The following is a 12,026-nucleotide window of genomic DNA, read 5'->3' on the forward strand; positions in this document are numbered from 1 at the left end:
GACTGCTAATGGAGCAGCAAAGGCGGGTCCACCCCGCATGGTGCCGACGCTCATCCTAGCGTCGCTAGGCAGTTTCCTGGCCGCGCTCGACGTGGTGGTCGTGGCAACCGCGCTGCCCGCGCTGCGCGTCGACATGGACGCCAGCCTGGGAGACCTCGAATGGATGCTCAACGCCTACAACCTGGTTTTCGCCTGCCTGATGATGACCGGAGCCGCGCTGGGTGACCGGCTCGGCCGCCGCCGGATGTACGTGGTGGGGCTTGGCGTGTTCGTCGCCGCCTCGGTCGCGGCCGCCTTGGCTGGTAGCGCTGAGGCTCTGATCGTGGCGCGGGCGGTGCAGGGTGCCGGGGCGGCCCTGGTGCTGCCGCTGACCCTGACGCTGATCAGCGATGCGTTCCCCATCGAGAAGCGGGGAACAGCGGTCGGCATCTGGGGCGGTGTGACCGGGCTGGGCGTTTCCTCCGGCCCGGTCGTCGGGGGAGCGATCGTCGATGGCATCTCCTGGCAGTGGATCTTCTGGCTCAACGTCCCGGTCGGCATCGTGGTCATGCTGCTGTCCTTGGTGCTGCTGCGGGAGAGCCGCGGTACGCGGCCGCATTTGGACATCGTGGGCCTGATCCTGGTCGGCATCGGCTTGTTCTCGCTGACCTGGGCCCCGGTGCGCGCACCCGAGGTTGGCTGGGGCAGCGCCGAGGTGCTAACGGCGTTCGCCGTGGGCGCGCTCTTCATCGGTCTCTTCGTCGGCTGGGAGCGCCGGACCCCGTACCCGATGTTGCCGCTGGCCTACTTCCGGTCGCGCGGCTTCACCACCGCGAATGGCGTGATCTTCTTCCAGTTCATGTCGCTCATCGGGTCCTTGTTCATGATCACTCAGTTCTTCCAGATCGGCCTTGGCTATGGGCCGCTGGAGGCCGGCCTGCGGATCCTTGTCTGGATGGCCATGCCCATGATCGTGGCGCCGATCGCCGGCGCCCTCGCCGACAAGTTCGGTAACAAGCCGTTCATGTTTCTCGGCCTGCTTCTGCAGGGAGTCGGTCTGGGCTGGCTGGCGCTGGTCGTTAAGCCCGGCGTCAGCTACGGCACCTTGGTGCTGCCACTCATCATCGCCGGGGTGGGCATCGCGATGTGCTTCCCGACCACCGCCAACGCCGTCGTCGCGGCGGTGCCGCCCGACGACGCGGGCGTCGCGGCAGGCACCAACAACGCGCTGCGCGAGGTCGGCGGCGTGTTCAGCGTCGCGATCCTCGCCGCTACGTTCGCGGAGTATGGCAGCTACGTGTCGGCGGAAGCGTTCACCGACGGCTTCAAGGCCGCGATGGTGGTCGCGGCGATCCTGCCACTCGTGGGCCTCGTGGCGGCGGTAATGGCACCGTCGAAAGCCCAGGAGCGCGCCGCGCCGCTCGTGGTGCCGACGCCGCAGAGGCCCTTGGCCCGGGCCGTCGACTAGTACGGCGACGGATGCGGTACGGATTTCGGCCCAGGCGACGAGCCATCGTACGGCTTGGGCGTATCCCTGGCGGGGGAAATTCGTCCGCGACGATCGGGTGCACCGCCGCCCCAGCCACGCCCGCGTGCGCGGGGAGCGGCGGTGGACCCGGGCGACACCGCGGCAGCCTGACCGAGCAGGGCGGCTTGCGGAGCGTCGCGACGGCTGCTTCCGAACGTCGGAAAAGTCGGCGTGGCCAACATGCGTTGTATTGACCTGGAAGCATGGGTCCGGACCGGTCATCGTGTGCCTCATGGTTGGAGTAGCACGACGTCCACTGCCCGCGGGCCGCGTCGCGGCCGACGCCGTAGTGGGCCCGGACAGGCGTCACTACACGGCGAGCACTCCCACAGGAGGCAGCCGATGACTGCTGTCATCGAGGCCGAAGGACTGACCAAATACTATGGACCCCGCCGCGGGCTGGAAGATGTCGACCTGTCCGTCGCCCCGGGCGAGGTGTTCGGATACCTCGGCCCCAACGGCGCTGGAAAGACCACCACTATCCGCCTGCTGCTCGACTTCATCCGGCCCACCCGTGGACGGGTGAGCGTCCTTGGCGAGAATCCGCGCACCGGCGTCGCGGCGCGCCGGCGGATCGGGTACCTGCCCGGCGAACTTATGTTCGAGGGCCGGGAGAAGGTGCGTGACCTGCTCACGTTCTTCGCAGACGCACGCGGTGGTGTTCCGGCGCGGCGGATCCAGGATCTCGCTGAGCGTTTCGAGCTGGACCTCTCCCGGACGATCCGCAGCCTCTCAAAGGGAAACAAGCAGAAGGTCGGCCTCGTTCAGGCGTTCATGCACGAGCCTGAGCTGCTGATCCTTGATGAGCCGACCAGCGGCTTGGACCCGCTCATGCAGCAGGAGTTCCTGGACATGGTGCGTGCGGCGCGGATCGCCGGGCAAACCGTGTTCATGTCCTCCCACGTCCTGGCCGAGGTGCAGCAGGCTGCAGACCGCGTCGGGATCGTCCGGGCCGGTCGCCTTGTCGCCGTGGAGAAGGTCGAGTCGTTGGGTAAGCGCGCGGTCCGGCGGGTCGAGGTTCATTTCGCGACCCCGGTGGTCGCCGCCGACTTCGTCGACCTGCGCGGGGTCTCCGATGTCCACGTCGAGGGCACCGTCCTGCGCTGCACAGTGGACGGCCAGCTCGATGCTCTGGTCAAGGCACTGGCGCAGCACACGGTGGTCGATCTGATCAGTGCCGAGCCGGACCTGGAAGAGACGTTCCTGGGCTACTACTACGACAACGAGGAGTCCAGCCGTGTTGCCTAGCCTGGTGGTGAAGACCCTTCGCGACTACCGGCGCGCGTCGATCGGCTGGCTCCTCGGTATTAGCGCCTTCGTCGCCATCTATGCCGGATCGTGGGCCCAGTTCGACGCCAACCCGGACGCCGCCGCGACCGCGACCGACGGCATCCCGCAGGGGGTCCGTGACGCGTTGGGTGTCCAGGACTTCAGCACCGGGGCGAACTACCTGCAGGGGACCATCTACTCGATCTTCGTTCCGCTACTTCTGATCATGGCAGCGGCGATGTTCGGAGCACGGGCCATCGCCGGCCCCGAAGACGCAAGGGTGCTCGACCTCTACCTGGCGAACCCGATCAGCCGCCGGCAGTTCGTGCTGCAGCGTTTCGTGGCCCTCACCGGGGTCCTCGTCGTTCTGGGCCTGGTGCCGTGGTTGCTGGTAAGCCTGTTCAACGCGTCGCTCGACATGGGTGTGCCGGCGGCGAACGTCGCCGCGGCGTCCCTCGGCCTGCTGCTCATCGGGGTTTGCTTCGGCACCCTCGCGCTCGCCGTAAGCTCGGTGGTCGGTCGTCGTTCGGTGGTGCTTGCCACGACGGGAGCGATCGCCGCCGGCACCTACGTGCTGCGGGTCGTCGGTGACCTGGTCGGTGGCCTGGGCTTCCTTCGTTGGCTGTCGCCTTTCCACTACTACCTCGGCGGCGACCCGCTCCGCGAGGGTTTCGACGTCGCCTACCTGATCGTCCTGATGCTGATCCCGGCGGCGATGCTCGCCTTCGCCGTCATTCAGTTCGAGCGTCGCGACGTATCGACCTGACCCGCGGAACACGCGGCCGTCTGGTGTTGCGAGCCCCCGTCGCAAAGGCAGGCGGCCGCGTCCGCGTGGGGGACACGTTGCCCCGTACGATCGATACCCCATTACGGAACAAAGCCCGCGTGGAGCCCGACCGTGACAAGTAGCGCCCTGTCCGTGGCGGCTGCCACCGTGGCGGCGGAGACGCAGGTTCCCGCGGAGCTGCTGACCAGCTACCTGGAGATCATCGAAGCCGCGGTCCGCACCGGTCGCCGCCCGGACAACACCCGGCTCATCGCCTGCCGCCAGCATGGCAACGAGGCGGCGACCCGAGGAATCGCGCTACGAACGGTGATCAACAGTTGTCTACGTGTCACCGAGCTTGCCGCGCCAGGGCTGCCCGGCCTGGCCAGCGCACCGACCCCCACCGCAGCGCGCTCCGCCGCAGTGGCGCTCGTGGCGACCGTCCGGCACCTCGTGGACGCGCTCACCGAGGGGTACGAGCACGCACAGGCAGAGGCCGCGTTGGCCGGCGTCAGCGACCGCCGGCAGTTCACGTACGACCTGTTGAACGGCAGCACCAGCCCGGGGCGCCTCGTCGAGCTCGCTCATCGCTTCGGGATCCAGCTCGCCGGGCGGCATCAGGTGCTCGTCGCCCGTCTCCGTACCGGCTCCGCGCAGCTGCAGGCGGTGGCTGGCGACGTCGAGGACCGGCTGACCTCTCGATTCGGCCGCCAGAACGTGCTTGTCGCCAGCCAGAACGACCTGCTCGTTTGCGTCACGTCCGGCACGCTCCGGGGCGCCGCCGGCGAGCTCGCCCACCACCTGCTGACCGCACTCGGGGTCGAATCGGACTGGCAGATCGGCGTTGGGCGGCCACATCTCGGACCGCGAGGTGTTCAGGAGTCGTACGAGGAAGCCCGTGACGCCCTGACCCTCGCCGACCGGCTCGGCCTGGCCGCACCCGTCCTGCGGGCAGCCGACCTGCTGGTCTTTCCCGTGCTTCTTCGCGACCGTGGTGCCATCACCGACCTGGTGGAGAGCGTGTTGGCGCCGCTGATTGAGGCGCGCGGGGGAGCCGGGCCGATGCTGGAGACTCTCAGCACCTACTTCGACTCCCACGGCAACACCAACGCGACGGCCCGCTTGCTCTCCCTGAGCCCTCGTGCGGTCGCGTACCGTCTCGAACGCGTTCGCAGGCTGACCGGCTACGACCCGGATGACCCGACGCAACGGTTCACGCTGCAGACGGCGGTGCTGGGAGCCCGCCTGCTCGGCTGGCCCGAGAGCTGATCGCAACGTTGCCCGCAGCCAGGCAGCCGCGCCTACGCGGACTGTACCGACGGCAAACCGTGGTTTGGCAGGGCGAACAGCCGGCGGTTGAGCCACATGCAAGGCTGGATCAGGATATCGACGAAGATCAGAAAACAGACGGTGCCGACGCCGACCGGGCCGCCCATGACATAACCCGATACGAGCAGCACCATTTCCAGGCTGAGCTTCGCGGCCCAGAACGGCCACCGCCACCTCTGCACCATCGTGATCGCGACCAGGTCCATCGCCCGGATCCCCACGCCACTCATGATGATCAGGGCCGAGCCGTAGGTGCACAGCACGGTTCCCAGCAGCATGATCGCGACATTGGGCACCGGCACGTAGCCCGCGGCGTTCAGCCACCGGAGCAGATCGATCAAGCTACCGCAGAACAGGAATGTGAAGAAGGGCGAGACGACGGGGCGACGTCGATTCCACAGCGACCAAATAGCAATGCATACTGCCGCGACCGTGGCCTGCGCGATACCAATGGTTACCGGGAGCTGCTCCTGGAGGCCGAGGGCAAACACGTCCAACGGATCCGTGCCAAGGTCTGAATGGATGAAGAACGCCGCCCCCGTCGAGAAGGCCAGGCAACCGCCCAAGTAGATCAGCAGCCTTCCCCAGGAGTCCGTGAGGCGATTCCGCAAATCCCGACCAGCTCGACCTAACGTTCTCGTGTCCAACGATCGCTCCCAAGAATGTGGTTGTGGACAACGGTTTACCAATCGCGTGGTCAAAGCATTGATAGCGCGCCTGGGCCCTTCAGTGTTGGGCAAGTCCCAGCGCAGCCAGGCCGTCCAACCTGCGGTGATTTCTCATGCGCTCGAGCTGGCCGGATGCGGAGGACCGACCCTACCGCGACAGGGTGGCAAAGAACCTCAAATCTGGTACAGCCGACCGTCAAGCTCGTGCAAAGAACTTTTGACGCAATGCGCGAGGTGTCCTGTCTTTCGTCGTACCCGCGTGCCGAAACGGAGCTTTAGCGTGGGCGACGGAGATGCTTCCCGAGCGGCGAGAGGTGCTGGATGAGTGTAAATGTCACTCCGTTGACGGCGGACGAGCTCGCGTACGTCGACGAGCTGGCGAAGTGTTTCGGCCTGGACGGCTATCCGTTCGAGACCGCGCGAGTCGTCGGCTACCTGTTGATCAGTGACCCGCCGGCGCAGTCGGTGGAGGAGATCGCCGAGGCGATCGGGCGGACGAAGGAGCAGGTCGCCGAGGACGCGGCGCTCATCAAGCAGTTCGGTCTGGCCGAACCGTCCCCACTGACGAGACCAAACTCCGGATCCGCCCGAGCCAGTGGTCCGACATCCTTTCCGGCCGGCGGGAAGGGCTCGCGCAGATGAGCGACCTGCTCGCGAAGGGGATGGAACTGCTTCCGCCGGACCCGGCCCGCCTTGAGCGGCTGGAGTTCATGGCCGAGTTGTACGGCTTCTTCGCCGCGCGCATCCCTGCCCTGATGAACGAGTGGCAGGAGCACATCACCGCCTGGCAGGCGGCACGGGACGCCCGCGTAGCGGCGTGACACCGGCTTGGCCGGTACGTCGGCACCTTCTTCCCCGGAGGCCGCCGGCGTACCGGCCGTGAACGTCGACGTAGGGCGGGTGGCGATGGAACGCGTTCCGTGGTGACACATCAGCTCGAAGACCGGTACACCGAATCGATCGTCGCGTCCGCCCTGGGTTCGCCGGCGTTCCGCGCCGACCACGGTGTACGCCTGGCCTATGCCGCGGGATCCATGTACAAGGGCGTCGCCTCGGTCAGCTCGGTGGTGCGCATGGGGCGGGCGGGCCTGCTGTCCTATCTGGGCGCGGGCGGCCTGCAGATGGACGTCCTCGCCGCGTCGGTGGACGAGATCCAGCGGGCACTGGGCCCCGCCGGACCCTACGGCGTCAACCTCCTCGCCGCGCCGGGCGACCCCGCGCGCGAGCGCCGGATCGTGGACTTCCTGCTCGACCGCGCGGTACCCCGGGTCGAAGCGGCCGCCTACGTCCAGCTCAGCCCCGAGCTTGTGCGGTACCGGCTGGCCGGCGTCCGCCGCACTCCCGACGGTCGCGTGGTCACGCGAAACCACGTGCTGGCCAAAGTCTCCCGGCCCGAGGTCGCGCTCCAGTTTCTGAGCCCGGCGCCGGGTGACATGGTCGACGCGCTGGTGCGGGCCGGCGACGTCTCGGCGGAGGCGGCCGCCCTCGCCGCCCGCCTCCCGGTCGCCGACGACCTGTGCGCCGAGGCTGACTCCGGCGGCCACACCGACCAGCGCCAGTCCTCCACGCTCGTGCCGGACATGGTGCGCCTGGCACAGCGGGCCCGCGCCGAGCACGGGTACGACCATCAGGTCCGGGTGGGCGCCGCGGGCGGGCTCGGCACCCCGGAGTCCATCGCGGCCGCCTTCATCCTGGGCGCCGACTTCGTGCTGACCGGCAGCATCAACCAGTGCACCGTCGAAAGCGGTACCAGCGACGAGGTCAAGGACCTGCTGGCGGCGGCCGAGATCCAGGACACCGCGATCGTCCCGGCCGGTGACATGTTCGAGGTCGGCGCCAAGGTCCAGGTGTTGCGCAAGGGCCTGCTGTTTCCCGGCCGAGCGGCCAAGCTCTACGACCTCTATCGCCAGCACGACCGGCTGGAGGACCTGGACGTCCGGAGCGCTCAACAGGTGGAGCGGTTCTTCGGCCGGTCGTTCGCGCAGGTCTGGGACGAGACCCGCGAATATTACTCGCGGCATCGGCCGGCGGACATCACGCGCGCCGAGCAGGTACCGAAGTTCCGGATGGCGCTGATCTTCAAGTGGTACTTCGTCCAGGCGACCCGCTACGCGATGCAGGGCAACGCCGATCGGCGGGTCGACTACCAGATCCAGTGTGGACCGGCGATGGGCGCCTTCAACCGGTACGTACGCGGCACCGACCTCGAGCCCTGGCGCAACCGCCACGTCGACGAGATCGGGGAGAGGCTGATGAACGGTGCCGCCGAGGTCCTATCCGCCAGGATGTCCGGTCTGCTTGCCGCCTCGCGCCTCGCGACGCGGGCCACGGAGGGAACGCTGCCATGACCGTCGTCTACGTCTTTCCGGGTCAGGGCTCGCATCGCGTCGGCATGGGGGAAGGGCTCTTCGAGCGCTACCCGCACCTGGTACGCCAAGCCGACTCCGTCCTCGGGTACTCGATCGCCGAGCTGTGCCTTCGCGGGAGCGCTGAGCGGCTCACCGACACCCGATACACCCAACCGGCGATCTACGTCGTCAACGCACTGTCCTATCTGGAGCGGGTGCGTGACACAGCGGTCATCCCCGATATCGTCGCCGGGCACAGCGTGGGGGAGTACGCCGCGCTGTTCGCCGGCGGCGCGTTCGACTTCGTCACCGGCCTGGAACTCGTCGACGAGCGGGCGAGGTGCATGGCCTCGGCCGGGCCCGGCGCGATGGGAGCGGTCATCGGACTGCCGGCCCAGGAGCTGCGGGATCGGCTCGCCGACCTGTCCGAGGCCGTCGACATCGCGAACCTCAACTCCGAAACCCAGACAGTGATCTCCGGGCCACCCGACGAGATCGACCGCGTCATCGCCGCGCTGCGCCGGGCGGACGGGGTGACGGCCATCCGGCTCAAGGTCAGCGGCGCCTTCCACTCCCGCTACATGGCCGGGGCGGCCGAGCGGTTCGGCCCCCACCTCGACCGGTACCGGTACGGCCTGCTGCGGCTGCCCGTGGTCGCCAACGCCACCGCCCGCCCGTACGCGGACGGGACTGTCGCCGACCTGCTGCGGCGACAGGTAACCGCACCGGTGCGCTGGGCGGAGACGGTCCGATACCTGCTCGACCAGCCCGACCCCCGGATCGAGGAGATCGGGTCCGGAGACGTGTTGACCAGGCTGCTCCCACAGGGCGTGGCGGCGCCGTACGCCCGCGCCAGCTGACCGGTCCGGCCATGCCACCGAGGAGTACGAGCGTGTCCTCGCACGAGTCCGTCTTGCGTATCCCACGGAACCTGGTCGACAACTTCGCCGCCACCACCGGCGATCGCAGTCCCGTGCACGTCGACGCCGGCCACGCCCGGCGTACCCCGTTCGGCGAACCGATCGCCCACGGCGCCCTTGTCATCCTCGCCCTGATCGCCCGCACGCGGAGCGGGCGTCCGTTCCGTGCGGTCGACGCGCGTTTTCCCGCACCCGTGTTCCCGGACCGGGATTACACCGTCAGCGTCGACAGCCGGGCCGAAGAGACCTCCGTCTTACTCCACGACGGCGGCCGCCCGCTCGTGGACCTGCGCCTGGCGCACCGCGAGCCGGCCGGCGAGCCATGCCTGGATACCGCCTCGGGAAGCTCGCCGGCCGGTCCGGTCGCGCGATGGCCACGGGCGGCCGCACGCCGGATGGACGGTGACGCCCTGAGCGCCGGCGAGCGCCTCGTCGCCGACTACGGGCCGGACCTGCCGGGCCTGGGCGCGCTGTTGGACGCGCTCGGTGACGCGGAGCGGGCCACGGCCGGTCTCGCGGTGCCGCTGGCCGTTGCCAGCTACGTCGTCGGCATGGAGGCGCCGGGCAGCCTCGCCCTGCTGACCCGGTTGCGAGTCGAGCTGCCCGACTTGAGCGGAGCCTGGTCGGAGGGCATTCGGGTCGACGTGCGCGCCGGCGGCTACGACCCCCAGTTCCAGCGGCTGACCATCGAGGGCACGGTGACCGACGGCCACCGCACGGCCGTCCTGCGGGCCGAGTCGGCGGTCCGGACGCCGGCACCGCCGGCGGATCCGGGCCGGGTCCGCGAGCGGGTCGACCCGGACGCGTTCGCGGGTCGGGTGGCGGTCGTGACCGGCGGCAGCCGGGGCCTGGGCGCGGCGCTCGTCCAGGCGCTGGCCCTCGGCGGGGCACAGGTCTACGCGCTCTACCGGGACAGCGCGCAGGAGGCCGACCGGACCCGCGCGTCCCTCGCCACGGCGGCCGATCGGGTGCACCTCGTCCAGGGCGACTGCGCCGACGCCGCCGTCCTCGCCGGCCTCCGGGAGCGGATCCTTCGGGAGCACGGCCGGCTCGACATCCTCGTGCTCAACGCGGCGCCGGCACTCGGCGAACTGGCGCTGCATCCCGCGACCACGGCACGGGCCACCGGCTACGTCCGGGACAGTCTCGCGCTCGCCCAGACGCCCCTGGCGGCGTTCACGGAGGAGGTGACGGCGGGCGCCACGGTCGTGGGCATCTCCTCGGCCGTGATCACCGACCCGGTGCCGCTGTGGGCGCACTACGGCGCGGCGAAGGCGGCGCTGGAGGCGACGCTCGCCGCCACGGCGCGGGTAACGCGAGAGGGTCACTTCCTCGTGGTCAGACCGCCGCGACTCCGCACCGACCTGGTACCGGCTCCCGTGGCCGGCGAGCCCCGCCGGGCCGAGGACGTCGCCGCGGCGATCGCGGAGCGGCTGGGCGAGGGCGTGGCAGCGGGCGAGGTCACGGTGCTGGACACCTTCCCGGCACCCGAGCAACCACCGACCGAGGCGGAGACACCGGCCGCCATCGCCGTCTCGGCCACGTTCACCGCCGAGCCGCTCGCACCCTCGCTGACGTTCTGGAGCGACCACCTCGGCCTGGAGGTCGAGCCGGCGTTCGCCCCGTACGCCCAGACAGTGCAGCAGCTGCTGGATCCGGCGAGCCTGCTCTCCCGCAACCGTCGCGGGGTGGACGTGCTGTTGGTCCGGTTCGCCGACTGGGCCGGACACGTCCGCGAGCGTACCCAGGAGCTGATCGAGTCCGTCGACGTCTTCCGCGGGCGTGCCCACGTGCCGCTGCTCGTCGTGCTCTGCCCGGACCCGCCCTCGACGACCGGCGATCCCGACCGGGACGCCGCGGCCGCCACCCTCGCCGACGGCATCGAAGCCATGGCCGGGGTCTACCTCGTCGTCGCCGGCGACTCGCCCTACACGGCGGCGGAGCCCGGCGTGCTGCACGACCCCGACCGCGACGAACTGGCCCAGATCCCGTACACCGACGCCGGCTTCGCGGCCGTGGGTACGCTCGTCATGCGCGCCGCGCACGCCCTGCTGCGTCCGCCGGCGAAGGTACTCGTTCTGGACTGCGACAACACGCTCTGGAGCGGCGTCTGCGCCGAGGACGGCGCCGAGGGCGTACGGATCACCGCCGAACACCGCGCGTTCCAGCAGCGGGTGCTGGCCTTGAAAGCCACCGGCGTCCTTGTCGCCCTGGTGAGCAAGAACGAGCCGGAGGACGTCTTCGCCGTCCTGCGCCGGCCCGACTCGCCGCTGCGGGCCGAGCACCTGGCCGCCTACCGGATCAACTGGCAGAACAAGTCGGAGAACCTTCGGGAGCTGGCGGCCGAGCTGAACGTGGCGCTGGACAGCTTCGTCTTCCTGGACGACAACCCGGTCGAGGTGGCCGAGGTGCGCAGCGCGGTACCGGACGTGCTCGCCCTCGTCTGCGAGACCGGCGGCGGCTGCCTGGATCACGTCTGGTCCCTGGACCGGCTCACCGTCACCGACGAGGACCGGCGCCGGACCGAGTACTACCGGGCCGCCCGCGAGCGTACCGAGCTGCGCGGTTCGGCCCGGACCTTCGCCGACTACATCGAGGGCCTGGCGGTGCAGGTCGAGCTGTCCGAGTCCACATCGGACGACCTGCCCCGGCTCGCCCAGATGACCCAGCGCACCAACCAGATGAACACGACCACGATCCGCCGTCAGGTCGCGGACATCACCGCCGCGGTCGGCGCGGGAATGCGATTCTGGGCCATCCGGGTCACGGACCGGTTCGGCGACTACGGTCTGGTCGGGCTGGCGGCGACCCGCGTGGCGCCGCACGCGCTGGTCGTGGACTCGCTGCTGCTCAGCTGCCGCGTGCTCGGCCGGGGGTGGAACACCGGGTGGTGGCCGAGCTGGCCGGTGTGGCCTCGGCGGCTGGGGCCACCGACCTGGAAGTACCGTTCGTGGCCACGGCCCGCAACAGCCCGGCCCGGCGGTTCCTCGACGGCGTCGCCGAAGCAGGTCCGCCGGCCGGCGACGGTGCGCTCACCTACCGCGTACCGGTCGCGGACGCGCGGAACCTGCGGTTCCAACCGCCGGGCGAGACCGCCGACATCGGGGACGACGCGGGCGAGACCCGCGCGCGGGCGTCCAGCGGCCTGACCGCGCCGGACCGGCTCGCCGCGATCGCCGAGCATCTGTCCACTCTGGACGAGATCGCCCGCGCGGTACG

General features: G+C 69.8%; 10 protein-coding genes. 9 read left to right on the plus strand and 1 reads right to left on the minus strand.

What is annotated here, in order from left to right:
* The first annotated feature begins 37 nt into the window (after positions 1-37).
* From Pflav_RS05990 to Pflav_RS06005, 4 genes are all read left to right on the plus strand, one after another.
* Positions 38-1,447: an MFS transporter gene (locus tag Pflav_RS05990; RefSeq protein WP_197938010.1), complete on the plus strand. Its 1,410-nt coding sequence runs from the start codon at positions 38-40 to the stop codon at positions 1,445-1,447.
* A gap of 402 nt (positions 1,448-1,849) precedes the next feature.
* Positions 1,850-2,755: an ABC transporter ATP-binding protein gene (locus tag Pflav_RS05995; RefSeq protein WP_173034394.1), complete on the plus strand. Its 906-nt coding sequence runs from the start codon at positions 1,850-1,852 to the stop codon at positions 2,753-2,755.
* Entirely contained in the window at positions 2,745-3,542 is a 798-nt protein-coding gene (locus Pflav_RS06000) for an ABC transporter permease subunit (RefSeq protein WP_173034395.1), read from the plus strand. Before Pflav_RS05995 ends, Pflav_RS06000 begins: the two co-directional genes overlap by 11 nt.
* A gap of 132 nt (positions 3,543-3,674) precedes the next feature.
* Positions 3,675-4,811: a PucR family transcriptional regulator gene (locus Pflav_RS06005; RefSeq protein ID WP_197938011.1), complete on the plus strand. Its 1,137-nt coding sequence runs from the start codon at positions 3,675-3,677 to the stop codon at positions 4,809-4,811.
* 32 nt (positions 4,812-4,843) lie between these two features.
* Here the strand turns inward: Pflav_RS06005 and Pflav_RS06010 are convergent, their stop codons facing one another.
* Positions 4,844-5,518, minus strand: a complete 675-nt coding sequence (locus tag Pflav_RS06010) for a YczE/YyaS/YitT family protein (RefSeq protein ID WP_197938014.1) — start codon at positions 5,516-5,518, stop codon at positions 4,844-4,846.
* Positions 5,519-5,860: 342 nt separating this feature from the next.
* Here Pflav_RS06010 and Pflav_RS06015 point away from each other — a divergent pair, with 342 nt between their 5' ends.
* The 5 genes from Pflav_RS06015 to Pflav_RS06035 all read left to right on the plus strand — a co-directional run bounded on the left by Pflav_RS06015 (position 5,861) and on the right by Pflav_RS06035 (position 11,956).
* A complete protein-coding gene (locus Pflav_RS06015; RefSeq protein ID WP_173034396.1) occupies positions 5,861-6,181 on the plus strand; it encodes a hypothetical protein in 321 nt (106 codons plus the stop codon).
* Positions 6,178-6,360 carry a hypothetical protein gene (locus tag Pflav_RS06020; RefSeq protein ID WP_173034398.1) on the plus strand — a complete coding sequence of 61 codons (183 nt, stop codon included), beginning with the start codon at positions 6,178-6,180 and terminating at the stop codon, positions 6,358-6,360. Before Pflav_RS06015 ends, Pflav_RS06020 begins: the two co-directional genes overlap by 4 nt.
* Before the next feature lie 99 nt (positions 6,361-6,459).
* Positions 6,460-7,887, plus strand: a complete 1,428-nt coding sequence (locus Pflav_RS06025) for a PfaD family polyunsaturated fatty acid/polyketide biosynthesis protein (protein ID WP_173034400.1) — start codon at positions 6,460-6,462, stop codon at positions 7,885-7,887.
* Entirely contained in the window at positions 7,884-8,747 is an 864-nt protein-coding gene (gene fabD / locus Pflav_RS06030) for an ACP S-malonyltransferase (RefSeq protein WP_173034401.1), read from the plus strand. The genes Pflav_RS06025 and fabD overlap by 4 nt, the downstream gene beginning before the upstream one ends.
* Positions 8,748-8,800: 53 nt before the next feature.
* Positions 8,801-11,956, plus strand: a complete 3,156-nt coding sequence (locus Pflav_RS06035; RefSeq protein WP_173034403.1) for an SDR family NAD(P)-dependent oxidoreductase — start codon at positions 8,801-8,803, stop codon at positions 11,954-11,956.
* Positions 11,957-12,026: the final 70 nt, after the last annotated feature.

Origin of the sequence: Phytohabitans flavus (assembly GCF_011764545.1) — a bacterium.
GTDB lineage: Bacteria > Actinomycetota > Actinomycetes > Mycobacteriales > Micromonosporaceae > Phytohabitans > Phytohabitans flavus.

Coding starts and splice junctions, on each gene's coding strand:
- Pflav_RS05990 (WP_197938010.1), top strand. CDS start 38: ATGGTGCCGACGCTCATCCTAGCGTCGCTAGGCAGTTTCCTGGCCGCG.
- Pflav_RS05995 (WP_173034394.1), top strand. CDS start 1,850: ATGACTGCTGTCATCGAGGCCGAAGGACTGACCAAATACTATGGACCC.
- Pflav_RS06015 (WP_173034396.1), top strand. CDS start 5,861: ATGAGTGTAAATGTCACTCCGTTGACGGCGGACGAGCTCGCGTACGTC.
- Pflav_RS06020 (WP_173034398.1), top strand. CDS start 6,178: ATGAGCGACCTGCTCGCGAAGGGGATGGAACTGCTTCCGCCGGACCCG.
- fabD (WP_173034401.1), top strand. CDS start 7,884: ATGACCGTCGTCTACGTCTTTCCGGGTCAGGGCTCGCATCGCGTCGGC.